At 68.1% G+C, this 25,225-nt stretch carries 25 protein-coding genes; 9 read left to right on the forward strand and 16 right to left on the reverse strand.

Annotated features, from left to right (window positions below):
- Positions 1 to 834, forward strand: coding sequence for an RCC1 domain-containing protein (locus tag QRN16_RS06425; RefSeq protein WP_082544492.1), 834 nt, complete (start codon positions 1 to 3; stop codon positions 832 to 834).
- A gap of 92 nt (positions 835 to 926) precedes the next feature.
- Positions 927 to 2,219 carry a DUF222 domain-containing protein gene (locus QRN16_RS06430; protein WP_285185104.1) on the forward strand — a complete coding sequence of 431 codons (1,293 nt, stop codon included), beginning with the start codon at positions 927 to 929 and terminating at the stop codon, positions 2,217 to 2,219.
- Positions 2,220 to 2,365: 146 nt separating this feature from the next.
- Here the strand turns inward: QRN16_RS06430 and QRN16_RS06435 are convergent, their stop codons facing one another.
- Entirely contained in the window at positions 2,366 to 2,908 is a 543-nt protein-coding gene (locus tag QRN16_RS06435; protein ID WP_056445022.1) for an alpha/beta fold hydrolase, read from the reverse strand.
- A gap of 125 nt (positions 2,909 to 3,033) precedes the next feature.
- Between QRN16_RS06435 and QRN16_RS06440 the strand changes: the two genes are divergently transcribed.
- Genes QRN16_RS06440 through QRN16_RS06450 form a run of 3 tightly spaced genes read left to right on the forward strand, consistent with a single transcriptional unit; the run spans position 3,034 to position 5,071 of the window.
- Positions 3,034 to 3,429 carry a GntR family transcriptional regulator gene (locus QRN16_RS06440; RefSeq protein ID WP_197027756.1) on the forward strand — a complete coding sequence of 132 codons (396 nt, stop codon included), beginning with the start codon at positions 3,034 to 3,036 and terminating at the stop codon, positions 3,427 to 3,429.
- Positions 3,426 to 4,346, forward strand: coding sequence for an ABC transporter ATP-binding protein (locus QRN16_RS06445; RefSeq protein WP_027505055.1), 921 nt, complete (start codon positions 3,426 to 3,428; stop codon positions 4,344 to 4,346). Before QRN16_RS06440 ends, QRN16_RS06445 begins: the two co-directional genes overlap by 4 nt.
- Complete coding sequence (locus QRN16_RS06450; protein ID WP_285185111.1) at positions 4,343 to 5,071, forward strand: ABC transporter permease; 729 nt, start codon at positions 4,343 to 4,345, stop codon at positions 5,069 to 5,071. The genes QRN16_RS06445 and QRN16_RS06450 overlap by 4 nt, the downstream gene beginning before the upstream one ends.
- Here the strand turns inward: QRN16_RS06450 and QRN16_RS06455 are convergent.
- The 7 genes from QRN16_RS06455 to dxr form a co-directional block, all read right to left on the reverse strand.
- On the reverse strand, positions 5,046 to 6,584 hold the full coding sequence (locus tag QRN16_RS06455) for a cobyric acid synthase (protein WP_285185112.1): 1,539 nt from the start codon (positions 6,582 to 6,584) through the stop codon (positions 5,046 to 5,048). The genes QRN16_RS06450 and QRN16_RS06455 overlap by 26 nt on opposite strands.
- Positions 6,581 to 7,438, reverse strand: coding sequence for a type I methionyl aminopeptidase (map, locus tag QRN16_RS06460; RefSeq protein ID WP_027505052.1), 858 nt, complete (start codon positions 7,436 to 7,438; stop codon positions 6,581 to 6,583). Before map ends, QRN16_RS06455 begins: the two co-directional genes overlap by 4 nt.
- A 29-nt stretch (positions 7,439 to 7,467) precedes the next feature.
- Positions 7,468 to 9,276, reverse strand: a complete 1,809-nt coding sequence (locus QRN16_RS06465; protein ID WP_285185115.1) for a penicillin-binding transpeptidase domain-containing protein — start codon at positions 9,274 to 9,276, stop codon at positions 7,468 to 7,470.
- A gap of 53 nt (positions 9,277 to 9,329) precedes the next feature.
- Positions 9,330 to 10,163, reverse strand: a complete 834-nt coding sequence (locus tag QRN16_RS06470) for a GNAT family N-acetyltransferase (RefSeq protein ID WP_027505050.1) — start codon at positions 10,161 to 10,163, stop codon at positions 9,330 to 9,332.
- Between the two features lie 88 nt (positions 10,164 to 10,251).
- On the reverse strand, positions 10,252 to 11,415 hold the full coding sequence (ispG, locus tag QRN16_RS06475) for a flavodoxin-dependent (E)-4-hydroxy-3-methylbut-2-enyl-diphosphate synthase (protein WP_155956970.1): 1,164 nt from the start codon (positions 11,413 to 11,415) through the stop codon (positions 10,252 to 10,254).
- 103 nt (positions 11,416 to 11,518) lie between these two features.
- Entirely contained in the window at positions 11,519 to 12,730 is a 1,212-nt protein-coding gene (locus tag QRN16_RS06480; RefSeq protein ID WP_222630776.1) for a M50 family metallopeptidase, read from the reverse strand.
- A gap of 8 nt (positions 12,731 to 12,738) precedes the next feature.
- A complete protein-coding gene (dxr, locus tag QRN16_RS06485; RefSeq protein WP_056445324.1) occupies positions 12,739 to 13,881 on the reverse strand; it encodes a 1-deoxy-D-xylulose-5-phosphate reductoisomerase in 1,143 nt (380 codons plus the stop codon).
- Positions 13,882 to 13,988: 107 nt separating this feature from the next.
- On the opposite strand from dxr, the gene QRN16_RS06490 reads away from it, so the two are divergent.
- Complete coding sequence (locus QRN16_RS06490) at positions 13,989 to 14,522, forward strand: DUF1990 domain-containing protein (protein WP_285185121.1); 534 nt, start codon at positions 13,989 to 13,991, stop codon at positions 14,520 to 14,522.
- Positions 14,523 to 14,622: 100 nt separating this feature from the next.
- Positions 14,623 to 14,901: a DUF2631 domain-containing protein gene (locus tag QRN16_RS06495; protein ID WP_037185298.1), complete on the forward strand. Its 279-nt coding sequence runs from the start codon at positions 14,623 to 14,625 to the stop codon at positions 14,899 to 14,901.
- Positions 14,902 to 14,905: 4 nt separating this feature from the next.
- Here QRN16_RS06495 and rlmN read toward each other — a convergent pair whose 3' ends face one another.
- On the reverse strand, positions 14,906 to 16,018 hold the full coding sequence (rlmN, locus tag QRN16_RS06500; protein ID WP_027505044.1) for a dual-specificity RNA methyltransferase RlmN: 1,113 nt from the start codon (positions 16,016 to 16,018) through the stop codon (positions 14,906 to 14,908).
- 91 nt (positions 16,019 to 16,109) lie between these two features.
- Between rlmN and QRN16_RS06505 the strand changes: the two genes are divergently transcribed.
- Both QRN16_RS06505 and QRN16_RS06510 read left to right on the forward strand, forming a co-directional pair.
- Positions 16,110 to 16,502: a LapA family protein gene (locus tag QRN16_RS06505; protein WP_027505043.1), complete on the forward strand. Its 393-nt coding sequence runs from the start codon at positions 16,110 to 16,112 to the stop codon at positions 16,500 to 16,502.
- Positions 16,503 to 16,680: 178 nt separating this feature from the next.
- The gene (locus tag QRN16_RS06510) at positions 16,681 to 17,526 is read left to right on the forward strand and encodes an HpcH/HpaI aldolase/citrate lyase family protein (protein WP_197027755.1); all 846 of its coding nucleotides are present in this window, start codon (positions 16,681 to 16,683) and stop codon (positions 17,524 to 17,526) included.
- Between the two features lie 3 nt (positions 17,527 to 17,529).
- Here QRN16_RS06510 and QRN16_RS06515 read toward each other — a convergent pair whose 3' ends face one another.
- The 7 genes from QRN16_RS06515 to rpsB all read right to left on the reverse strand — a co-directional run bounded on the left by QRN16_RS06515 (position 17,530) and on the right by rpsB (position 25,006).
- Positions 17,530 to 19,905, reverse strand: coding sequence for an ATP-binding cassette domain-containing protein (locus tag QRN16_RS06515; RefSeq protein ID WP_285185124.1), 2,376 nt, complete (start codon positions 19,903 to 19,905; stop codon positions 17,530 to 17,532).
- Between the two features lie 97 nt (positions 19,906 to 20,002).
- The gene (locus tag QRN16_RS06520) at positions 20,003 to 20,698 is read right to left on the reverse strand and encodes a class I SAM-dependent methyltransferase (RefSeq protein WP_285186053.1); all 696 of its coding nucleotides are present in this window, start codon (positions 20,696 to 20,698) and stop codon (positions 20,003 to 20,005) included.
- Positions 20,699 to 20,720: 22 nt separating this feature from the next.
- Entirely contained in the window at positions 20,721 to 21,587 is an 867-nt protein-coding gene (locus QRN16_RS06525; protein WP_037185291.1) for a phosphatidate cytidylyltransferase, read from the reverse strand.
- Positions 21,588 to 21,631: 44 nt separating this feature from the next.
- The gene (frr, locus tag QRN16_RS06530; protein WP_027505038.1) at positions 21,632 to 22,189 is read right to left on the reverse strand and encodes a ribosome recycling factor; all 558 of its coding nucleotides are present in this window, start codon (positions 22,187 to 22,189) and stop codon (positions 21,632 to 21,634) included.
- A gap of 49 nt (positions 22,190 to 22,238) precedes the next feature.
- A complete protein-coding gene (gene pyrH / locus QRN16_RS06535; protein ID WP_027505037.1) occupies positions 22,239 to 22,964 on the reverse strand; it encodes a UMP kinase in 726 nt (241 codons plus the stop codon).
- Between the two features lie 156 nt (positions 22,965 to 23,120).
- Positions 23,121 to 23,945, reverse strand: a complete 825-nt coding sequence (gene tsf / locus QRN16_RS06540) for a translation elongation factor Ts (RefSeq protein WP_027505036.1) — start codon at positions 23,943 to 23,945, stop codon at positions 23,121 to 23,123.
- Positions 23,946 to 24,073: 128 nt separating this feature from the next.
- The gene (gene rpsB, locus QRN16_RS06545) at positions 24,074 to 25,006 is read right to left on the reverse strand and encodes a 30S ribosomal protein S2 (RefSeq protein WP_056445046.1); all 933 of its coding nucleotides are present in this window, start codon (positions 25,004 to 25,006) and stop codon (positions 24,074 to 24,076) included.
- Positions 25,007 to 25,225: the final 219 nt, after the last annotated feature.

The following is a 25,225-nucleotide window of genomic DNA, read 5'->3' on the forward strand; positions in this document are numbered from 1 at the left end:
GTGCGACAACACGCGGATGTCCTCGCCGCGGGACGTCGCCACTCCGTCGGACTGTGCGCCGACGGCTCGGTCACTCTCGCGGGTGACGTGACGGGTCACCGCGTCGAGGAATGGTCCGACGTGGTGGCCGTGGCCGCAGGGAACGTGCACACCGCTCGCAACACCGGACAGTCGCACACCGTGGGGCTGCGAGCCGACGGCTCTGTCGTGGCGACCGGCTGGAACGCGCACGGACAGTGCGACGTCACCGACTGGTCGCACATCGTGGGCGTTGCGGCTGGGTGGCGACGCACACTGGGTGTGGCTGCAGACGGCACCGTCAGGGCCGCAGGTCGCACCGACGAGGGTGCGTGTGAGGTGTCGTCGTGGGCCGGTGTCGTGGCGGTCGCTGCCGGGGACTGGCACTCCGTCGGACTGCGCTCGGACGGAACCGTGATCGCGGCAGGCACCGATTCGCGAGGTCAGTGTTCGGTGACAGAGTGGACGAACGTGCGGTCGGTCGCGGCGGGCCATCTCCATTCCGTCGCTCTGACCGTCGACGGAAGAGTGGCGATCGTCGGCGCGAGCGGTGGGAATGCGAACGACTGGGTCGGCGTCGTCGCCGTATCGGCCGGCAGTCGGCACACAGTGGGTCTGCTCGACGACGGTCACGTGGTCGCAGCGGGATACGACGATCGAGGTCAGTGCGATGTCGCGTCGTGGCGAGACATCGTCGCAGTGGCGGCCGGGTCGACGCACACCCTCGGGCTGAGGTCGGACGGCACCGTGATCGCGGCGGGCAACGGCGATGACGGGCAGTGCGACGTAGAAGACTGGCGTGTCCGTCTGGCGTGACATTCCTGGCCCGGAGTGTGTCGGTGGGGTGAGCTACCGTCTGATCTGGCGTCGGGGGGCGCTGCGTTCGGACGTCACCGGGGGGTGAATCGATGTACGAGACAACACTGTCGGTGGACCAGCTGACGGCTGCCAAGAGTGATGCTCAGGCCGCTCTGGCGCTTTCAGTCACGGCGTCGTGTGCGTATGTGCAGGAGTCGTCGCGTCGGCCGGCGGTGCTCGGTCCGGGTGGGGTGTTCGACGCCGAGGCTGCTGAGATCTGTGCGGTGGCGGAGGTCGCGGCGGCGTTGTCGGTGTCGACGCGCACGGTGACCGAGTGGCTGTTCCTGATTCGCACCGCGCACCCTGCGGTGGCGGAGGCGTTCGATGCGGGCCTGTTGGCGTATGCGGTGTGCCGGTCGGTGGCCGGGGTTCCGAACGCCACCGAAGAGCTGCTGCAGCGGGTGATCGCTGCCGCGTCGAGGTGCACTCCGGGTGCGGTGGCAGCGGCGGTCGATCGGATTCTCGCGGAGTTCGACGCGGAGTGGCACCGCATCGCTCGGGGGCGCGCGACGACGGAACGGTACGTCTCGGTCAGGAAGCTGCCGCGAGGTCAAGCCGAGCTGAAGGTTCGTGGCCCCGCAGAGCAGATCGCCGGGATGAAGCGGGCCATCGTCGAGGCGGCCCGAGGGGTGTGCGATCCGAGTTCGCTGCCGGCGCGGTTGTTCGACGCTGCGCATGCGATCATCACCGGCACACCTCTGCCGTGCGACTGCGTTGACGAGAGGTGCGCCCACGCGCCGTCGCCGGCCGCACCGGCCCATCATGCCGTCATCGTCCTCGACGCCGCCACGGCGGCGGGGTTGGCAGGGGAGCCGGGGCACCTCGTGGGTTGGGGGCCGGTTCCTGCGGACACTGTACGGAGGATCGCCGGGGATGCGACGTGGCAAGCACTCATCACCGCAGCCCGCGGAACTGAACCGCGGGCGGGGTGCAGCTGCCGTTGCCCGGAGCACGACCCACCGACCGACTCCGAACCACCGGGCCCGCCGGTGCCCGCCGCCGGGCGGGAAGTCCGCCGCACCCACCGTATGCCCGCAGGCTGGACACCGACCGCGGGGAAGCTGGGCAGCACGACAGCCCGCAAAGCCAGGGAGCAGGTCGACTATCTCCGCGCGCTCCCACCATCGGCGCTGGACCGCGCCGTCGCCGACCCCGACGGCCACGGTGACTTCGCCGTACCCCCGGCCGGGGCGTTGACCTACCGGCCGTCCGAGGCGATCGCGTCGCTGGTGACAGCCCTGTATCCGACGTGCGTCCATCCGGGATGTGCTGTGCCCAGCGAGGACTGCGACCTCGATCACGTCGTCCCGTTCGACCACACCGACCCCCGGAGAGCCGGATGACGGTCGCCGCCAACCTTCAACCCCTGTGCCGCCGGCATCACGGGTTGAAGACACGGGGGCAGTGGCATTACCGGAAGCTTTGCAACGGCATCGTCCACATCTGCGACTCGCAGGGGAACGACTACCTCACCGCGCCCGGCGAATGATCACCAGGCGCTGGTGCGCATCACGATCTCGGTGGCCAGTGCTGCGGCCGCGGCGTCCGGGGTCGACGAGTCGAGCGTGACGACGCGGTAGTCGCCGTAGACGTAGCGGCTCGTCGCGGACGCCTCCTCCGCGAAGGTCGGGTCCACGACCACCATCGTCGTACGCAATTCGACTGCCGGGCAACCGGAGCCGTCACGAACAGCCGGGTGACCCCGGTCGATGACGACCAGGCTCGACACGCGCCCGAACGTGCGGGCGGCGAGCGACCAGGCGCGGTCGGCGCCCTCTCCCCTGCCGACCAGATTGACCCACGGCAACCCGAGAGCATCGAGCAGCGCCACGAGATCGGTGTCGTTCGGACTCACGCCGGGCTCGAGCGTGACGGTGCGCAGATCCGAGGTCGTCAGCCGCGCCGCCGTGTCGTCGAAGACGTCTGCGCCGTCGTCGTCGGCCGGGAGCAACAGCACCGCGTGGCCACTGTCCGGCCCGTCGATTCGCACGGTCAGATCGCCGGAGGGCAGGGAGACGGTCTGCTGCTGCATGGGACCCGACGCTACCCGACCCTGCACGTTCGCAGCCCTTGCCACGACCGAGACTAAGGTTGTATGGTTCATTACATGAGTAATGAACCAATGAGGCTGCGGCGCCTCCGGGCGCGGTGGTCCCGGTGATGGACGACGGCCGGCCGATCTTCCTGCAGATCGCCGAGATGATCGAGAACTCGATCATCGACGGTTCGCTCGCCGAGGAGAGCCAGGTTCCCTCGACCAACGAGCTGGCAGCCTTCCACCGCATCAACCCCGCCACCGCAGGCAAGGGCCTGAACCATCTGGTCACGGCCGGAATTCTCCACAAGAAGCGAGGAATCGGAATGTTCGTCACCTCGGGCGCACGAGATGCGCTCCGCTTCCGTCGGCGCGAGGGCTTCGCCGAGCAGTACGTCCGGCCGCTCGTGGCCGAGGCACGCAAACTCGGCCTCGGCACCGCCGAACTTCAGGACATGATCGACGCGCTCTCGCACGCGTCGACTGTCGACCCCATGACCACGGAGGTCCGGCGATGACCGCGGCAGTGGCGACGGTCCGTGGTGTCGTCAAGACCTTCGGCGACGTGGCCGCACTCCGGGACGTGACCTTCGAGTTGCAGGAGCATCGCATCCACGGACTGCTGGGGCGCAACGGTGCCGGCAAGACGACGATGATGCAGATCCTCACCGGTCAGGCGTGGCAGGACGCCGGCGACGTGGAAGTGTTCGGCGCCCGCCCATTCGAGAACGCGACCGTCCTGCGCGACGTCTGCTTCGTCAAGGAAAGCCAGAAGTACCCCGAGGACTTCACGGTCGGCCAGGTTCTCTCGTCCGCTGCGACAGTGATGCGTGACTGGGACGAGGACTTCGCCCGCCGGCTGACCGACGATTTCGAACTTCCTCGGAAGCGCAAGGTGAAGAAGCTCTCTCGCGGTATGACGTCGGCACTCGGCGTCGTCGTCGGACTGGCGTCCCGAGCACCGTTGACCTTGTTCGACGAGCCGTACCTCGGTCTCGACGCCGTGGCCCGGCAGATGTTCTACGACCACCTGCTCGCGGACTTCGCGGAACACCCGCGCACTGTCGTGCTGTCCACCCACCTCATCGACGAGGTCAGCGAGCTCGTCGACCGCGTTGTCGTCATCAGTGACGGCACCGTCGTGGTCGACGACGATGCGGAGAATCTTCGCGGACGCGCGGTCACCATCGGTGGGTCCACCGACGCCGTCGAGCGACTCGTCGCGGATCGCGCAGTGCTGCATCGTGAGTCATTCGGATCGATGGCCCGCACCACCGTCGTGGGCCCGCTCACCGAGGCAGACCTCGACCGGGTCGCCGCAGACGGGCTCGCCGTCGAACCCGTGTCGTTGCAACAGTTCGTCGTCCACTGCACCTCGCGCGGACGAGCCACGCTGCCCGCCGTGTCCGACACCCGAGAGGACGTCCCGTCATGACCACCGCACTCGACACTCGGACAGCCCCCGCTCGTGACCGCATCGTCTCCGTGATGCGCGTCCACATCAACTACCGCACGCTCGCCTTCGCATGGCCACTCGGCATCCTGGCCGTCATCGTCGGCGTCACGTGGGCGGTGTTGTCCCTCGCTCCCGAAGGCAGTACCGAGATCAAGACGGGCGGGTCGCTGTTCGTCTTCTTCTTCGGCCTGGTGCTGTTCGCGCAGATGGTGACGCAGGTGTTCCCGTTCGTTCTGGGGCTGGGGGTCACGCGCCGCGAGTTCTTCCGCGGGACTCTGTGCGTCGCAGCGGCGCATGCTCTCGTGTTCGGAATCGGCATGTTCGTGCTGTCTGTCGTGGAGACGGCGACGAACGGCTTCGGGGTGGGAATGCAAATGTTCGCGCTCGCAACGCCGCTCGCCGGCAATGCCGTCACCGAGCTACTCTTCCTCCTTGCGGCGTTCCTGATGTGCAACCTCGTCGGCATGCTGGCCGGCGCCGTCTACCTGCGCTGGCGGGTCTCCGGTATCTGGACTGCCGTACTGGTCGAGTCCGTCGTCATCGGCGCCGTGATCTTCGTCGTCACCTGGCAGGGGTGGTGGGGCACGATCACCGAGACCATCGCCGACGCACCACGACTGTCGACCATGGTGCTGCTGCCGCTTCTCGTCGCATCCGCGGCCGGTCTGGGAACACACGTCATCCTGCGGAGGACGACTGCGTGACGCGCAGCACGGGCAGCGACGGTGACGTTCCCTCGGCGACGAGCGTGAGAAGCGCGTCGACGTCGAGGGAGCTCTCCATGAGGTCGGCCAACAGATTCACCTGGGCCGTGCGCATCGCGTCGACATCGGTGTCCGGGGCCACCACGAAACCGGTGCGGCCGGCCTGCTCCGCCACCTCCGTGAGGAAGGCCCGACGGAAGTCGTCGTTCTCCAGGAGGCCGTGCCAGTGGGTGCCGCGCACCCGTCCACGAACGCTGCCCTCGGGTTCGTCACCGGTGCCCGTGAACCAGGGCTCGTCGCCGCTTCGGGTCACCCGGCCGTGGTGGATCTCGTAGCCGGTCACGGGGACCGCGCCGGCATACCCGCTGACCCGAGAGAGCACCTTGTCCGCCGCGAATTCGATGTCGAGGTCCAGGAGGCCGAGCCCCTGCACCTGCCCGGCACCCGACTCCACGGCGTCGGTGATCGTTCTTCCCAGCATCTGGTAACCGCCGCAGATCCCGAGGACCGGAGCACCGCGAGCCACGCGCCGCGCCAGCTCGTCCGCGATACCGGTGCGACGAAGCCAGTCCAGGTCCTGGACCGTGGCCTTGGAGCCGGGGAGCACCACCAGATCGGCATCTGCCAGTCGGGAGGCCTCGGTCGCCCAGTGCACCGTCACCCCCGGTTCGCACGCCAGGGCCTCGACGTCGGTGGAGTTCGAGATACGCGGTAACCGCACGGCGGCGACGCGGAGCCACTGCGATCCGATCGGAGGAGCGGGCCGGCCCAGCGGTGCGTCGGCCACGGTCCCGAGGGAGTCCTCGGCGTCGAGCCACAACTCGTCGCTGAACGGAACGATGCCCAACGTCGGTCGGCCCGTGAGAGCCTCGAGGGTGTCGAGTCCCGGTTGCAGCAGCGCGGGATCGCCGCGGAACTTGTTCACGACGAACCCCGCGATCAGTGCCTGATCCGCCGCGTCGAGCACGGCCAGAGTGCCGAAGAAGTGGGCCAGCACTCCCCCGCGATCGATGTCGCCCACGACGATCACGGGAAGGCTCGCAGCGCGCGCCAGTCCCATGTTCGCCAGATCGGTGGCCCGCAGGTTGATCTCGGCGGGTGATCCGGCGCCCTCGCAGATCACCACGTCGAAGTCGGCCCGCAGAGCGTCGAGTTCCTCCGCCACGACCGAGCGCAGATACTGTCGGTGCGTCATGTAGTCGGCGGCGCCCACGGTGCCGGTGGCCCGGCCGCGGACCACCAGTTGCGACGTCCTGTCCCCGCCTGGCTTCAGCAGTATCGGATTGAACCGCACGCTGGGCTCGAGACCGCATGCCCGGGCCTGCAGTGCCTGCGCACGGCCGATCTCCCCTCCGTCCAACGTGACGACGGAGTTGTTGGACATGTTCTGCGCCTTGAAGGGCGCCACCCTCACACCGCGTCGAGCGAGGAGGCGGCACAACCCCGCCACGACGACACTCTTGCCCGCGTCCGAGGTGGTTCCCGCGACCAGAATGGCGCCGCGAAGGGTCAAGGGAGAGTGAGGATCTCGGCGCCCGTCTCCGTGACGACGAGAGTGTGCTCGAACTGGGCGGTCCAGGATCGGTCCCGCGTGACGACGGTCCAGCCGTCGTTCCACTGGTCCCAGTCGATGCCGCCGAGGGTGATCATCGGCTCGATGGTGAAGACCATCCCGGGCTCCAGCACCGTCTCGACGGTGGGCTCGTCGTAGTGCAGCACCACCAGGCCGTTGTGGAAGGTGGTGCCAATGCCGTGGCCGGTGAAGTCCCGGACGACGCCGTACCCGAAACGATCGGCGTAGGCCTCGATGACCCGTCCCACGACGTTCAGAGCGCGACCCGGCTTGACCGACTTGATCGCCCGCATGGTGGCCTCGTGGGTGCGCTCCACGAGCAGGCGCGCTTCCTCGGAGACGTCCCCGGCGAGGAAGGTGGCGTTCGTGTCACCGTGCACCCCGTCGATGTACGCCGTGACGTCGATGTTGACGATGTCGCCGTCCTGCACGACCGTCGAATCAGGGATGCCGTGGCAGATGACCTCGTTGAGCGAGGTGCAGCAGGACTTCGGAAATCCCTTGTAGCCCAACGTCGACGGGTACGCGCCGTGGTCGACCATGTACTCGTGGGCGATACGGTCGAGTCGGTCCGTCGTGACGCCCGGCTCGACGGCCTTTCCGGCCTCCTGCAGTGCCTGCGCGGCGATGCGGCTCGCCAGACGCATCTTCTCGATGGTCTCCGGGGTCTGCACCCACGGCTCGTGGCCTTCGCGCGCAGTCTTCTTCCACGCGTACTCGGGACGCTCGACGGACTTGGGAACATCGAGAACGGGTGAGACGGTGCCGGGTTCGAGAACGGTGCGGACGGACATGGCACCAGCGTAGTCGCCGCCGGTCGCGGTCAGTATCCGGCGGGCAACGCGGTGATCATGTCCCGCGTCACGGCGACGGCATTGTCCGAGCTGCCACCGCGCACGACCAGGGTCGCGAACGCGAGATCACCGCGGTATCCGACGAACCAGGCATGGGATCCGCCCTCGACCTCGGCCTCACCCGTCTTGCCGTACACCTCGCCCTGGTCGGCGATCCGGTCCGCGGTGCCGCTCGTGACCACCGAGCGCATCATCCCGCGGAGTCCGTCGACCATGGCCGGCTCGATCTGCGGGTGGTCACCGTCGATCGTGGTCTCCTCCCCCTGGATCAGCCGGGGAACGGGCGTCGATCCGTGTGCGACGGTCGCGGCGGCGAGAGCCATGCCGAACGTCGACACCAGCACCTTTCCCTGTCCGAACCCGTCCTCGGTGCGCTGCACCAATTCCTCTGCGGGCGGGACGGATCCCGACTCGGTGGGCAGACCCACGACGCCGTAGTCGGGCCCGACGCCGAACATGGCCGCCGCGTCGGTGAGAGCACTCGCGGACATCTCACTGGCGAGCTTCGCGAACGAGGTGTTGCACGAGCGCGTGAAGGCCGTGTTCATCGAGACGTCCCCGAGGGAGAACTCGTTGTAGTTGGGCACGCTGCGCTCGCCGATGACGATGCGGCCCGGGCACGGCACGGTGGTCTCGGGCGTCGCGAGTCCCTCCTCGATCGCCGCACCCGCCGTGATGATCTTGAAGGTGGAGCCCGGCGGGTAGAGGCCGGTCGAGGCCACGGGACCGTCCCGATCCGCCGCCGGGTTCTGCGCCACCGCGAGGATGTCGCCTGTCGACGGCTGGATCACCACCATCATCGCCTGGTCCCGTGACACGTTGACGGCGTTCTGTGCGGCCACCTGCACCGGACGGTCGAGGCTGATACTGATCGACGGAACCGGCTGCGGCGCCGTCTCGGTCAACACACCGATGTCGGCGCCGTTGGTATTGACCGCTACGACGCTCCAGCCCGCGGCACCGTCGACGCGATCCATCACGGTCTTCTTCACCTGGCTCACCAGGTCGGGGGCGAACGTGCGATCGGTGGAGACCAGGTCGGACTGCTCTGTCACCGACACCCCGGACAATGCGAGCAGACCGGGGGCGACGGCGTCGTAGTCCTCGTCCCGGAGGGTCATCAGGCGGTACGAGCCCTGCGTCGCGGTTGCCGACTCCACGATGGACTGCGCCGTGATCGACGCGTCGAAGGGCTTCAGGATGCGTTCGAGGGTGCGCGCCGTGCCCACCACATCGGTCGACTCGGCGGCGTCGAAGGACACCCCCTGGACCACCCCGGGCACCAGGACGTCCGACCCCGCGTGCTCGTTGACCCGCGCGCGCGGCGCCGACGTGGACCGCAGCACCATCGACTGGGTGTCCCCGAGCTTGGGGTGCAGATCGGTCGAGTTCCACCGGACCACCCAGGCCCCGTCGCGTCGGCCCATCTGCAGGGCCCCTTCGTAGGTCCAGGTGCGGTCCTTCGGAAGGTGCCACGTGTAGGTGTAGTCGACGGTCGCGGTGTCGCCGTTCACGCTCACCGCGCCGGTCGCCGCGTCGAGCGACTCGGCCTGCAGGCCGTCCCACGCCTGATCGACGGCGGCAGTCGCGAGGTCCGGCCGATCCGTGGCCTGCGCCGCGGCGGCACTGTCACGCTCGGCCAGCGCGGAGACGAACGAATCGGCCGCGGACTCGGGGCCCTGCGGTTTCGGGGTGCACGCCGAGGCCGCCACCGCGGTGATCGCCGCGACGAGCACGATCAGGACGCGGGTGGCACGGCCGTGTTCACGAGAGGTCATCGATCCTCATCGTAGGGCGACGGGACGCCCGCGGCCCTCACCCTGACAGCGTGTCAGTCGAGCAGAACTGTGGAGAAGGTGGCGACGCGCTCGAACCCGACACGCTCGTAGGCACGGCGGGCGGGCACGTTGAAGCTGTTGACGTACAGGCTGGCCGTGCGGCCGCTGTCGACCACCGCGGCCGCCACGGATGCGGTTCCCGCGGTGCCGAGCCCGCGCCCGCGGTAGAGCGGGTGCACCCACACGCCCTGGATCTGACCGACCGAGGTGGACAGCGATCCGACCTCGGCCTTGAAGACGACGCGGCCCTCCTCGAACCTCGCCCAGGCGCGACCCGCCGCGATCAACGAGGCGATGCGCCGCCGATAGCCGCGTCCGCCGTCGCCCGCGCGCGGATCGACGCCCACCTCCTCGATGAACATCGCCACGGCAGCGGTGAGGTACACGTCCAGCTCGTCGACGGTGACGCGTCGGACGTAGGGGTCCACGGCGGTGGGCGCGCTCGTCAACGCCAGCAGTGGCTGCTCGGCACGCACCTCACGCGGGGTCCCCCAGTCCGCGGCGAGCATGTCCCACAACGGCAGCGTCAGTTCGGCTCGCCCCACCAGCGACGAGCAGACGCGGGGAGAGCGCAACGCCCGCTCGGCGAAACTCCGGAGATCGTCGTAGGTACCGAACAACGGCACGAGATTGGCTCCCGAGAAACACAGGGACGATGCCGGACCTCCGCGTGACCACAGTTCACCGTGGTTGTCGCGGGGCTCCACGCCCGATTCCTCGACACGTGCCAGCACCATGCACGATGCGACGGGATCACTGCGCAGCACACGGACGACCTCGTTCGTGTCGCGGCTCGTCAGCGCCTTAGCGCCGAGCAGCTTGAGCATCCCGCCACCTCCGTGACCACCGATCCACACCGAGCACACCCGTTGTCATGGTGACACTGCCAGGAAATGTCGCCGCAGACGAGGAGAATCAGCTGACCGACACGACGGGCGATCCGCCGGCGGCTTCCTGGTCGGACTCGTACGACTCGGCGATACGCATAGCCTCCTCGATCAGGGTCTCCACGATCATCGCCTCGGGCACGGTCTTGATGACCTCGCCCTTGACGAAGATCTGTCCCTTGCCGTTTCCGGACGCCACACCGAGATCGGCGTCGCGCGCCTCACCGGGACCGTTGACGACGCAACCCATGACGGCGACGCGGAGCGGGATCTCCATGCCCTCGAGTCCGGCCGTCACCTGGTCGGCGAGGGTGTAGACGTCGACCTGTGCGCGTCCGCAGGACGGGCAGGAGACGATCTCGAGCTTGCGGGGACGGAGGTTGAGGGACTGCAGGATCTGCGTCCCCACCTTGATCTCCTCGTTGGGCGGCGCGGACAGCGAGACGCGGATCGTGTCGCCGATGCCGTCGGCCAGCAGCGACCCGAAGGCGACGGCGGACTTGATGGTGCCCTGGAACGCCGGCCCGGCCTCGGTCACGCCGAGGTGCAGCGGGTAGTCGCACTTGGCGGCTAGCTGACGGTAGGCCTCGACCATGATGACCGGGTCGTTGTGCTTGACCGAGATCTTGATGTCGCCGAAACCGTGCTCTTCGAAGAGGCCGGCCTCCCACAGCGCCGACTCCACCAGCGCCTCGGGCGTGGCCTTGCCGTACTTCTGCATCAGGCGCGGATCGAGGGATCCTGCGTTGACTCCGATACGGATGGGGATGCCCGCGTCACCGGCCGCCTTCGCGACCTCCTTGACGCGGCCGTCGAACTCCTTGATGTTGCCGGGGTTCACGCGCACCGCGGCGCACCCGGCATCGATGGCCGCGAAGATGTACCGCGGCTGGAAGTGGATGTCCGCGATGACAGGGATCTGCGACTTGCGCGCAATGGTCGCCAGGGCGTCCGCATCCTCCTGACGCGGGCACGCGACGCGGACGATGTCGCATCCCGCGGCGGTGAGTTCGGCGATCTGCTGCAGGGTGGAGTTGATGTCGTGAGTCTTGGTGGTGCACATCGACTGCACCGAGATCGGCGAGTCGCTGCCGACACCGACGCTGCCCACCTGAAGCTGACGAGTCTTCCGTCGCGGTGTGAGCACCGGTACGGGTCCGGCCGGCATGCCCAGTCCAACGGTCACTTCGATCCTTTCGAGCTTCTGACGGCATCTGGTGCCGACTGACTCTTCCCACTGTAGTCGCGCCGGGAGGACCGCCGTGTGTTCGCGCCGTCACGCCGGACCTGCGCTTCTAGCGGAAGATCTGAATGGGGTTCACGATGTCGGCGGTGAGGGTCAGGAGCATGAACGCGCCGCCGATGAGAATGACGACATACGTCACCGGCATCAGCTTGAGGTAGTTCACGGGCGCACCCTTGCCCAGCCCCCGCAGCGAGCGGATCTTGTTCCGGATGCCCTCGTAGACGGTCACCGCGATGTGACCGCCGTCGAGCGGGAGCAACGGGAGCAGGTTGAAGGCACCGAGGAAGAAGTTGAGGGTCGCCAACAGAGTGACGAAGACCTCCCACAGGCCGCGTTCCGCCGCCTGACCGCCGATGACGCTGGCACCGACCACGCTGATGGGAGTGTTCGGATCCCGCTCACCACCGGTGATCGACGTCCACAGTGCCCCCACCTTGCTGGGGAGATCGACGATGGCCTGCACCGTCTGCCCCGCGATGAACACCGTGTAGGAGGCCGATCCGCCGATGGCGGACACCGCGTCGTAGTCGAGGGTGAGTGGGGTGCGGGCGACGCCGATGGCGCCGACCGTGCGCAGCTCCGTGGCGTCGGGTGCGCCGTTCTCGACGGCGAAGAGACGGTCCGTCTCCTGCACGTCGACGGGCACGGTGAGGGTCTCACCGGCCCGCTCGACCGTGACGGACACCGATCCACGCTCGTCCTGGATCGCCGCGACGACGTCGCCGAACGTGGGCGTCGACTCGCCGTTCACGGCGGTGATGACGTCACCGTCCCGGATGCCCGCGGCACCCGCGGGACCGGGACCCGAGCAGGGCGCCATGTCGCCCTCGACGTTCTGCGGGGCCACGCACTGGGTCCCCGCCACGGTGGCCGTCGTGTCGCGATTGGGCAGACCCCAGCCGAGGGCGAGGGTGTACACCAGCACGAACGCCAGCACGAAGTTCATCGCGATCCCGCCGAACATCACGGCGAGGCGCTTCCAGGTCTTCTGCTTGTACATCGCGCGCTCGACCTCGTCGGGAGCGAGCTCGTCGACCGCCGTCATGCCCGCGATGTCGCAGAAGCCACCGGCCGGGATCGCCTTGAGTCCGTACTCGGTCTCGCCGCGACGCCAGGAGAAGATCTTGGGCCCGAACCCGATGTAGTAGCGGCGCACCTTCATGCCGGTGGCCTTGGCCACCCACATGTGCCCGCACTCGTGGAGCGCGATCGAGATGCCGATGCAGATCGCGAAGGCGATCACACCGAGAACGAACACCATCTTCTCGTTCAGCCTTTCGATCGTGTGGCGGCGAGTGTGCGGGCGGTGCCCCGAGCCCACGTGTCCGCTGCGAGAACGTCGTCCACCGTAGACGGTTCAGCGGACCAGTCGCCGCGTCCGGCGTCGACCACGTCGGACACGACGTCCACGATCTGCGGGAACGACAGGCGCCCGTCGAGGAACGCCTCGGCGGCGATCTCGTTCGCCGCGTTGTAGACCGCCGTCATGCAGCCGCCCAGCGCGCCGGCGGTGCGCGCGAGCTCGACCGCGGGGAACACCTCGTCGTCGAGTGGTTCGAAGTCCCACGTGTGGGCTCGGGTGAAGTCCAGGGCCGTCGCGGCGCCGGCGATGCGATCAGGCCATCCGAGTGCCAGCGCGATCGGCAGCTTCATGTCCGGCGGGCTGGCCTGAGCGAGCGTCGATCCGTCGGTGAACGTGACCATCGAGTGGACGATGGACTGCGGATGCACGGTGACGTCGATGCGGTCGTACGGGATGCCGAACAGCAGATGCGCCTCGATCACCTCGAGGCCCTTGTTCACCAGGGTGGCCGAGTTCAACGTGTTCATCGGACCCATCGACCAGGTGGGGTGCTTGCCGGCCTGCTCCGGCGTCACGGACTCGAGGCCCTCGCGATCCCAGCCGCGGAACGGCCCACCGGACGCCGTGACCACCAGTCGGGCCACCTCGTCGGCGCGACCGCCGCGCAGGCACTGGGCGAGAGCCGAGTGCTCGGAGTCGACGGGAACGATCTGGCCCGGAGCCGCCGCGGACGTGACCAGCGAGCCGCCCGCCACGAGAGACTCCTTGTTCGCCAACGCCAGTCGAGCTCCCGATTCCAGCGCAGCGAGCGTCGGCGGCAGACCGAGAGACCCGACGAGCGCGTTGAGGACCACGTCGGCCTGCACCTCGCGAACCAACGACGTCGCCGCGTCGGCCCCCGAGCGCAGCCCCGGCGTGTCCACGGTCCGCGCGGCGTCGACGTCGGCCACCGCCACGTCGCGGACACCGGTCTCGGCGATCTGTCGACGCAGCAGATCGACGTTGCCGCCGCCGGCGGCCAGCCCGACCACGGTGAAACGGTCCGGTCGAGCCGCCATCACCTCGAGCGCCTGGGTGCCGATGGACCCCGTACTGCCGAGCACCAGCACCCGCACGGGTCCGTCGGTCCCACGTGCCTTCTGTTCCGTCACCTGGACAGTGTGGACGACCTCACTGAGAGCACGGTGAGCGGGCAACTGCGGCTCACCGTGTGAGGATGGACGGCGTGCCCCTGCTCCCGTCCGCCGATCCGGACTCGTACTTCTCGACGCCCCTCACGTACGCCGAGATCGGAGGGACCGCGCACGAGTCGATGCCGGCGGGTTACCACCACGTCGACGTGGAGAAGGCCATCGGGACCGGCCTCGAACTCTTCGAGCGGGCCGGACGCCGCATCGTCGAGTGGGACATGCATCGCGGCGCCGGGCTGCGGGTGCGGTCGAGCGCGGCGTCGGCGACCGTCGACACCGTGGTGGTCCTGCTGCTCGGTCCGGTCCGCATTCCGTGCCGGGTCGTCGAGGTGATCGACGAACCGCACCACCGGGGCTTCGCGTACGGCACGCTGCCGGGTCACCCCGAGTCGGGTGAGGAGCGCTTCACCGTCCGACACGATCCGGTCACCGACGCCGTGACCGCCCACATCCGCGCCTTCTCGCGGCCCGGCAACAGGGTCGTCGCACTGGGCGGGCCCCTCAACAGGGCGACCCAGCGCATCGCGACCGGTCGCTACATCGCGGCCCTCACCGCCTGACACGTCGTGGCGACTGCCCCTACGACGGCCGGTCGTACAGCGCGCTAGGATTCAGCCCACCAGGGACCACCTGCATCACAGACTTTCAGGAGGATCGGCCGTGACCGACATCAGCCGCAACCAGGCTTCGGACGTCGAGCGCGTTCCCACGACCAAGGTCAGCACCGCCGAGGTGCCGTCCGCGGAGTGGGGGTGGAGCGGCGAAGGCCCCCGTACCTCGCGCATCGCGGGCTGGGTCACCGTCGCGATCCTGCTGGTCATGATCATCGGTAACCACACGGGCCGGGTCGAGGACATCTGGCTCGTCGGCTTCGCCGTGGCCATCGCGGGCCTGCTGGTCCGCGACATCCTGCTCCGCCGCAAGCCGCGCCGCTCCTGACGGCTCAGTTCTCGGCGGCCAGCTGCCCGCAGGCCGCCGCGATCTCCTGACCCCGCGTGTCACGCACGGTGCACGAGACTCCGTGCGCACGGACGCGTCGCACGAATTCCTGCTCCACCGGCTTCGGACTGGCGTCCCACTCGCTGCCGGGTGTCGGATTGAGCGGGATCAGGTTCACGTGGACCAGCGCCCCCAGGGCGCGCTTGAGCTTCTTGGCCAGCATGTCCGCTCGCCACGGCTGATCGTTGATGTCGCGGATCAGCGCGTACTCGATCGAGACCCGTCGCCCCGTGGTGTCGGCGTAGTAGCGCGCCGCGTCGAGGACCTCGGCGATGGGCCAGCGGTTGTTGACGGGGACGAGCGTGTCGCGCAGTTCGTCGTCCGGGCAGTGCAGCGACACGGCCAGCGTCACCGTCAGACCCTCGTCGGCCAGCTTGCGGATCGCGGGCGCGAGCCCGACGGTGGACACCGTCACCGAGCGCTGTGACAGGCCGAGGCCCTCCGGCGCGGGCGAGACGATCCGTTTGACCGCCGCGACGACGCGCTTGTAGTTCGCGAGCGGCTCCCCCATCCCCATGAAGACGACGTTGGACAGTCGCCCCTCGCCGCCCTCGACCGCACCGTCGCGGAGATCCGCCGCAGCGCTCCGCACCTGGTCGACGATCTCGGCCGTGGAGAGGTTGCGTTGCAGGCCCGCCTGGCCGGTGGCGCAGAACGGGCAGGCCATGCCACACCCGGCCTGGCTCGAGATGCACAGCGTCGCGCGATCCGGGTACCGCATGAGAACCGACTCGAGCAGTGTGCCGTCGGCGGCCTTCCACAGCGTCTTGCGCGTGTCCCCGCCGTCGCAGGCGATGTGCTTGACGGGCGTGAGCAACGTCGGGAACAGCGCGTCCCCGACCTTCTCGCGGACCGACGCCGGAAGATCGGTCATCTTCGCCGGGTCCGCCTCCAGCCGGGAGTAGTACTGCCGCGCCAGCTGGTCGGCGCGGAACGCGGGCAGGCCCAGCTCGGCGACGGCCGCTCGACGCTGGTCCGCGTCGAGGTCGGCGAGGTGCTTCGCGGGCATGCCGCGACGGGGAGCGTCGAACACGAGAGGGAGAGCGATGGGTGCCATAGTGAGCACCATTCTCTCACTGTTCGGCGACACTGTCGGGCACGGTCGGGGCAGACGTGCATTCGCCACCTCCGTACAGCATGATCTGTACATGGCCCGCTCATCGCACGACGCATCCGATCCGAACGCCCTGACCGGCACGGACGCTCCCCTGGACACCTCCTCCACCGCCGCGGGTCTCCCCGTCGAGCAGACCGGGCCCACGGACACCCGCCTGGCGCAGGGAAAGACGCCCGACGGCGTCAAGCACACCCGTGCGGCGGCGCTCTACACCGGTCTCGTGGTGGGCGCGATCATCCTGGTCGTCCTGATGGTGTTCATCATCCAGAACCTCGACAGCGTCCCGATTCACCTGTTCGGCTGGACCTTCGACCTGCCCATCGGCATCGGCATGCTCCTCGCCGCCGTCGCCGGTGCGCTCGTCATGGCCACCGCGGGTGGAGTGCGCATCCTGCAGGTCCGCCGGGCCGCCAAGCGCAAGTAGTTCCTCGGCCGCCGTCGTGAGCGATCTCACGTCGCGCCCGTCGGTGTTCCGTCGCGCACGTGAACACTATTGACACAACCTTCACGTGTGGTGGTCTGCCGTGCACAGTGGTGGTCGAACGGTACGAGTCGCAGCTCGACGCGACCCACGAGCGACACACCGAGCGAGGACTGCACACGTGACGACCTTCCTGGAGAACCCCGTGCTATCTGGAGTGGCCGCCGACAAGGCGCGCTCGTGGCTTCTCGTTCCTGCGAGCAAGCCGGAACTCTTCACCCCGGCCGCGGAGTCCGCCGTCGACGCCGTGATCCTGGACATCGAGGACGCCGTGGCACCGGGCGCGAAGCCCGCCGCACGCGATGCCGTCGTGTCCTGGCTCCGTGCCGGCGGCCGCGCCTGGGTGCGCATCAACGACGCCACCACGCCGTACTGGGCCGACGATCTCGACGCGCTGCGCGGCATCGACACCCTCGAGGGCGTCATGCTCGCCAAGACCGAGAGCGGAAGCCAGGTCGAGGCCACCGCCGACCGATTGGGTCACGGTTGTCGGATCGTGGCGCTGGTGGAGTCGGCCATGGGTCTCGAGGCTGCCCCCGAGATCGCGCGCGCCGAGGCCACCTTCCGCCTGGCGTTCGGCAGCGGCGACTTCCGGCGCGACACCGGCATGAGCGACGACCCGATGGCGATGGCCTACCCGCGCGCCCGGCTCGTCGTGTCGAGCCGCGCCGCCCGGCTTCCCGGCCCCATCGACGGCCCCACCCTCGCCGTCAACGACAGCATGCTGAGCCGCGACAGCCAGCTCACCGTCTCCATGGGCATGACCGGCAAGCTGTGCATGCACTCCGATCAGGGCCCCATCGTCAACCGCGAACTCGCACCCAGCGCTGCCGATGTGGCGTGGGCTCGGGACGTCATCGCCCAGCTCGGTGAGGACGGCTCCGGCGTGCGCGACGGCAGCGACCTCCCCCGCCTGGCCAAGGCGAAGAAGATCACCGCTCAGGCCGCGGTCTTCTCGATCGGCTGACGGTCACCGCTCGACGTACGCGGCGAGGTGTTCACCCGTGAGGGTGGACCGTGCCGCGACCAGGTCCGCGGGTGTTCCTTCGTAGACCACGGTGCCACCGTCGTGCCCGGCGCCCGGTCCGAGGTCGATGATCCAGTCCGCATGGGCCATCACGGCCTGGTGATGTTCGATGACGATCACCGACTTCCCGGCGTCCACCAGCCTGTCGAGCAGGGCGAGCAACTGCTCGACGTCGGCGAGATGCAGTCCCGTCGTGGGCTCGTCGAGGACCAGGATGCCGCCCTTGTCCCCCATGTGCGTCGCCAGCTTCAGCCGCTGACGCTCGCCGCCGGACAGTGTGGTCAGCGGCTGACCGATCTTCAGATAGCCCAGGCCCACGTCGTTCAGCCGGGTCAGGATTCGATGCGCCGCCGGTAGCGCAGCGTCACCGCCGGCGAAGAACTCCTGTGCCTGCGCCACCGACATCGCGAGCACCTCGCTGATGTCGCGGCCGCCGAGGTGGTACTCGAGGACCGAGTTCTGGAACCGTCGGCCCTCGCACAGCTCGCACACGGTGGCGACTCCGGCCATCATCGCGAGGTCGCTGTAGATCACCCCGTTGCCGTTGCACGTCGGGCACGCTCCCTCCGAATTCGCGCTGAAGAGAGCCGGCTTCACTCCGTTGACCTTGGCGAAGGCCTTCCGGATCGGCTCGAGGAGGCCCGTGTAGGTCGCGGGGTTGCTGCGCCGCGAGCCGCGGATCGCGCCCTGATCGACGGCCACGACGTCCTCGCGGCCCGAGAGCGAGCCGTGAATCAACGAACTCTTGCCCGACCCGGCGACCCCGGTCACGACCACCAGGACACCGAGGGGCACGTCGACGTCCACCGACTTCAGGTTGTGCGAATCGGCGCCGCGGATCTCCACCGCTCCGGTCGACGTGCGCACCGCGTCCTTCACCGCGGCGCAGTCGTCGAAGTGCCGGCCCGTGATGGTGTCACTCGTCCGCAGCCCCTCGACGGTGCCCTCGAAGCACACCGTGCCACCGGCCGTTCCGGCGCCGGGTCCGAGATCGACGACGTGGTCGGCGATGACGATCGTCTCGGGCTTGTGCTCGACGACGAGCACCGTGTTTCCCTTGTCGCGCAACCGGATCAACAGATCGTTCATGTTGGCGATGTCGTGGGGATGGAGTCCGGTGGTGGGTTCGTCGAAGACGTAGGTGACGTCGGTGAGCGACGATCCGAGGTGTCGGATCATCTTGGTGCGCTGCGCTTCACCACCGGAGAGCGTGCCCGCCGGCCGGTCGAGACTCAGATAGCCCAGTCCGATCTCCCGGAACGAGTCAAGGGTGTCTCCCAGCGAGGTGAGCAGCGGGGCCACGGACGGTGCCGACACTCCGCGGATCCACGTCGCGAGATCGCTGATCTGCATGGCGCACGCGTCGGCGATCGACACGCCGTCGATCTTCGAGGACCGCGCACCCTCGTTGAGCCGCGTGCCGTCGCACTCCGGGCACACGGCGAAGGTCACCGCGCGTTCGACGAACGCCCGGATGTGCGGCTGCATCGCGTCGACGTCCTTGGACAGGAACGACTTCTGGATCTGGGGAATCAGTCCGGAGTACGTGAGATTGATGCCGTCCACCTGGATCTTGGTCGGCTCCCGGTACAGCAGGTCCTCGCGCTGGCGCTTGGTGAACTTCGCGATGGGCTTGTCCGGATCGAAGTAGCCGGAGCCGCGGAAGATCCTCCCGTACCACCCCTCCATGCTGTAGCCGGGGATCGTGATCGCACCCTCGTTGAGCGACTTGCTGTCGTCGAAGAGCGCCGTGAGGTCGATGTCGGAGACGGAGCCGCGCCCTTCGCACCGCGGACACATCCCGCCGGTGATGCTGAAGGTGCGCTTCTCCTTCGTCTGACGTCCGCCCTTCTCCACCGTCACCGCTCCCGCACCGGAGATGGACGCCACGTTGAACGAGAACGCCTGCGGGGAGCCGACGTACGGCTGTCCGAGACGGCTGAAGAGGATGCGCAGCATCGCGTTGGCGTCGGTGGCGGTACCGACGGTGGACCTCGGATCGGCGCCGAGCCGCTGCTGGTCCACGATGATGGCCGTCGTCAGACCGTCGAGCAGATCCACGTCGGGCCGCCCGAGACTGGGCATGAACCCCTGCACGAACGCGCTGTACGTCTCGTTGATCATGCGCTGGGACTCGGCGGCGATCGTGCCGAACACCAACGAACTCTTGCCCGATCCGGACACGCCGGTGAAGACCGTCAGACGGCGCTTCGGGAGGTCGACGCTCACGTTCTGCAGAGTGTTGACTCTCGCCCCCTGCACTCGGATTACATCGTGGGTGTCGGCGACGTGCCGTGCGGTACTCGACTTCGTGGCCATGGCTGATGTCCTTCGTGGTGCAGCGAACGGGTCAGCGGACACGGTAGCCGGTGCGCATCGGGGCTGCTTCTCGATTCCTGATCGCCGACGCGGCGGCTCAGGCCGTCTCGAGTCCGTGCGGTCTGCGACGAGTGTGCACCCGGTATCCGACCTCGACGGACGTGCCGGTGAGCTGCCGCAGCGCGCGAGCGGCCACCCGCGGCGAGAACTCGATTCCCAGCACCGCAGCGGCCTCCTCGCGGTCCGCGAACGACCACCGCGTCCGGACCCGGCGCAGGTCGAAACCCTGCGCGGCGAAGAATCGTTCGACGGTGAGGGGGTCGTAGTGCGGCAGGTCGCGGCGCATCCATCCTCCGTACGGATCGACCGTGGCGTCGAGATCCACCACCACCACCACACCCCCGGGGCGCAGGACGCGCATGGCCTCGGTGATGCCCGGCCCGCATCCCGGCCCGAAGAAGTAGGCCGTCCTGGCGTGCAGGACGTCCGCCGAGCAGTCCTCCAGCGGCAGCCGATCCGCAGTCCCCCGGAGCACCCGCGCAGCGGAGCCCGCGACCCGGTGCCGAGCACGCTCGATCAGTGGTGGGTGTGGTTCGACACCGACCACGGACCGTGCCTCGCGGGCGAACAGAGGCAGATGGAATCCGGTTCCGCATCCGACGTCGACGACGTCGCGTCCCGCCCACGGCGTGAGATCCCGCAGCACCGCCTCGATCTCGCCGGTGACGTCCTGGGCGCGATTCTCGGCCTCGTACACGTCGGGCCAGTTCCAGATGTTCGGACTGGCGATCACGCCGTCGCGACCGGGCACAGGATCAGACGAAGATCGTCAGAACGATCCACGTCACGAGGATGCTGGGCAGAACGGAGTCGAGGCGGTCCATCAGTCCGCCGTGACCGGGAAGCATCGTCCCCATGTCCTTGATCCCGAGCTCCCGCTTGACCTGCGACTCGACCAGGTCGCCGAGCGTCGCGGAGAAAACGATGAGCACGCCCAGCAGGGCCCCCACGAACGGGTTCGCGTCCAGCAGGAACGTGACGGTGAGGACGCACCCGACGACACTGAAGAGCAGCGATCCGCCGAGCCCCTCCCAGGACTTCTTCGGGCTGATGGCCGGCGCCATCGCATGCCGTCCGAACAGGACTCCGGCCGCGTAGCCGCCGACGTCCGAACACACCACCGCGATCATGAGCACGAGGACGCGCGAGCCGCCGTCGTCCTCGAGGGTCAGCAACGCCGCGAACGCACCGAACAGCGGCAGCCACGACAGGACGAAGATCGAGATCGCGCAGTCGCGCAGGTAGTTCTTCGGTGCCACGTCCAGACCACCGGACAACAGGCGCCAGACCATCGTGACAAGTACCGTCGCGGCGAACGCACTGAGCGCGCCCAGTGCGCCGAACGGCCAGGCGAGCCAGATCATCGCCTGACCTCCGAGGATCACCGGGATCCGGGGCACGGAGATGTCGGACTCCCGCAGCCGCTTCGTCACCTCCCACGAGGCGACGGCGACCGCGGCCGCGGCGATGCCGATGAACACGAGCGGAACCAGGACCAGGACGACGATGAGCGACACGCCCAGTGCGCCGCCGACCGCGATCGCCGCGGGGAGGTCGCGGCCCGCCCGCGAGGTCTTCGGGGCGGGATCGGCGGTCGAACCGTTGTCGGCCGATACGGACACTGCTTCTCGTTTCACTTCATCTGGGCCACCGGGACGTGCGGAGGTCACACCTCCATCAGTTCCGCTTCCTTGTTCTTCACGATCTCGTCCACCTGCGCCACGTACTTCGCGGTGGTCTTGTCGAGCTCGGCCTCCGCACGCGTGACCTCGTCCTCGCCTGCCTCGCCGTCCTTCTGGATGCGCTTGAGCTCGTCCATCACCTTGCGGCGGACGTTGCGGATGGACACCTTCGCGTCCTCACCCTTGCTCTTGGCCTGCTTGACGTACTCGCGGCGCCGCTCCTCGGTGAGCTGCGGGATCGAGATCCGGATGATGTGTCCGTCGTTGGACGGGTTGAACCCCAGGTCCGAGTTGCGGATCGCAGTCTCGATGGGGCCTAACTGGGCCTGCTCGTACGGCTTGACGATCACCATGCGCGCCTCGGGCACGTTGATGCCCGCGAGCTGGGTGATGGGGGTCAGCGAGCCGTAGTACTCGACCACGATCTTCGAGAACATCCCCGGGTTCGCGCGACCCGTCCGAATGGACGACAGATCGTTCTGCGCGACCGTGACGGCCTTTTCCATTCTCTCTTCGGCGTCGAAGAGCGCTTCGTCGATCACGACCGTTCCTTCCGAAAACCTCGAGTGTGCAGCGACTGCACGTGGTGACTCACTTGACCAGGGTTCCGATCTTCTCACCCGACACCGCTCGCGCGATGTTTCCCTCGGTGAGCAGATTGAAGACCATGATCGGCATCCCATTGTCCATGCAGAGGCTGAAGGCTGTGGCATCGGCCACCTTCAGCCCCTTCTCGATGACCTCGCGGTGCGAGATCTCGGTGTACATCGTGGCGGTCGGATCCTCTCGCGGGTCCGCGGAGTAGACCCCGTCGACGCCCTTGGCCATCAACACCACTTCCGCGCCGATCTCGAGCGCACGCTGCGCCGCCGTGGTGTCGGTGGAGAAGTAGGGCATGCCCATGCCGGCTCCGAAGATGACCACGCGCCCCTTCTCGAGGTGGCGTTCGGCGCGCAGCGGGATGTACGGCTCGGCGACCTGCCCCATGGTGATGGCCGTCTGCACGCGCGTGGTGATGCCCTGCTTCTCGAGGAAGTCCTGCAGGGCGAGGCAGTTCATGACGGTGCCCAGCATGCCCATGTAGTCGGAGCGGGACCGGTCCATACCGCGCACCTGGAGCTCGGCTCCGCGGAAGAAGTTCCCGCCGCCGATGACGACGGCGACCTGGACACCCGAACGGACGACGTCCGCGATCTCCTCCGCCACCTTCTGCACCACGTCGGGATCGAGCCCGACCTGGCCACCACCGAACATCTCACCGCCCAGTTTGAGCAGCACTCGGGAGAATCCGGTGCGGGCGGGCGACGACTCGGTCATGAAGGCTCCTGTCCGTGGGGCGTGTGCGGGTCGGTGTCCGCACGACACTGTTGCGCCTGATCTTGCCCCATGCGTCGGCACGGGGCGCACATGACTGTGCCGTCCACCCATCGGGGTGGACGGCACGGTCATGACGTCACTCGGGTGTCACGAGGCTCAGTTGGAGCCGACCTCGAAACGCACGAAGCGCGTGATGGTGACTCCGGCGTCGGCGAGAAGAGCCTTGACGGTCTTCTTGCTGTCCTGGACCGAGGACTGCTCGGTCAGCACGACGTCCTTGTAGTAGCCGTTGACGCGACCCTCGATGATCTTGGGCAGTGCCTGCTCGGGCTTGCCCTCCTCGCGGGCGGTCTGCTCCGCGATGCGTCGCTCGCCCTCGACGATGTCGGCGGGGACCTCGTCGCGAGTGACGTACTTGGCCTTGAGCGCGGCGACCTGCATCGCTGCGCCGCGAGCGGCCTCGGCTGCGGCCTCGCCCTCACCGGTGTACTCGACGAGGACACCGACGGCGGGCGGGAGGTCAGAGCTGCGCTTGTGCAGGTAGGTCGCGACCGGACCGTCGAAGGAGACGACGCGACGGATCTCGAGCTTCTCGCCGATCTTGGCCGAGAGCTCCTGCAGTGCGGCGTCGACGGTCTTGCCGTCGAGCTGCAGCGCCTTCAGGGCGTCGACGTCGGCCGGCTTGCCCTCGGCCGCCACGTCCGCGATGGACTGCGCGAAGTTCTGGAACTCCTCGTTCTTGGCGACGAAGTCGGTCTCCGAGTTGATCTCGAGGAGGACACCGTTCTTCGCGACGACGAGACCCTCGGCGGTGGAACGCTCGGCGCGCTTGCCGACGTCCTTCGCGCCCTTGATACGGAGCTGCTCGACGGCCTTGTCGAAGTCGCCGTCGTTGTCGGCGAGCGCGTTCTTGCAGTCCAACATGCCGGAGCCGGTCAGCTCACGGAGCCGCTTGACGTCGGCGGCAGTGTAGTTCGCCATCGTGGGCGAGCCTCCTTGCATTGCTCGTGGAGACGCACGGGTGATGCGTCTCGTGTGTGACGAGAGAGGGGGTGAATCAGAACGAGACCCGGTGCGCCACTAACGGGCACACCGGGTCTCGACCGTGATCAGTTCTGCGCGGTGGGAACGTCCGCGACGGGTGCCTCGGTCTCGGCGGGAGCCGCCGCACCGTTCGCGCCCTCGGCGGCCGGAGCCTCCGTGACAGGTGCGTCGGTGGTTGCCGGGGTCTCGGCAGCGGCCTGCTGCGTCGCCTCGGCGGCCGGGGAGGCCTGCGAGAGCTGCTCGAGCTCCCACTCGGCCAGGGGCTCGCCGGCACCGACCTCGGGCTTCTCGTCCGTACCGGCGTTGCGGCCGGCACGCGCCTGCACGCCCTCGGCCACGGCGGACGCCACGACCTTGGTGAGGAGTGCTGCGGAACGGATCGCGTCGTCGTTGCCCGGGATCGGGTAGTCGACGACGTCGGGGTCGCAGTTGGTGTCCAGGATCGCGATGACCGGGATGTTCAGCTTGCGAGCCTCGGCGACCGCGAGGTGCTCCTTGTTGGTGTCGACGATCCAGATCGCCGACGGGACCTTGGACATGTCCCGGATACCACCGAGGGTGCGATCGAGCTTGGTCATCTCACGCGTGAGCATGAGGATTTCCTTCTTCGTGCGGCCCTCGAAGCCACCGGTCTGCTCCATCGACTCGAGTTCCTTGAGCCGGATCAGACGCTTGTGGACAGTGGTGAAGTTGGTGAGCATGCCGCCGAGCCAGCGCTGGTTCACGTAGGGCATTCCGACCCGAGTCGCCTCGGCCGCAATGGACTCCTGTGCCTGCTTCTTGGTCCCGACGAAGAGAACGGTGCCACCGTGGGCGACGGTCTCCTTGACGAATTCGTACGCCTGATCGATGTACGTCAGCGTCTGCTGCAGGTCGATGATGTAGATGCCGTTGCGATCGGTGAAGATGAATCGCTTCATCTTCGGATTCCAACGACGGGTCTGGTGCCCGAAGTGCGTGCCGCTGTCGAGCAGCTGCTTCATGGTAACGACAGCCATAGCTGTGGATCTCTCTTTCGTGTGCCGGTTGATGCGCGAGCACCGTCGATCGCCGAACCCGTGGGTCCGCCGTACCGCTGGTGTGTCGTGCCCTGGCGCTCGTCGTCCGTCGGACCTGCAGTGCAGGACCAGCCGACGAACCCGTGCTCCGGTGGAGGATCGACAGGTGCCGTTCCGTACCGAAGCGCGACGAGCGCGCGAAGTCGACCCGTGTGGACA

Origin of the sequence: Rhodococcus sp. MEB041 (assembly GCF_030208955.1) — a bacterium.
In the GTDB taxonomy this organism is placed as follows: Bacteria; Actinomycetota; Actinomycetes; order Mycobacteriales; family Mycobacteriaceae; genus Rhodococcoides.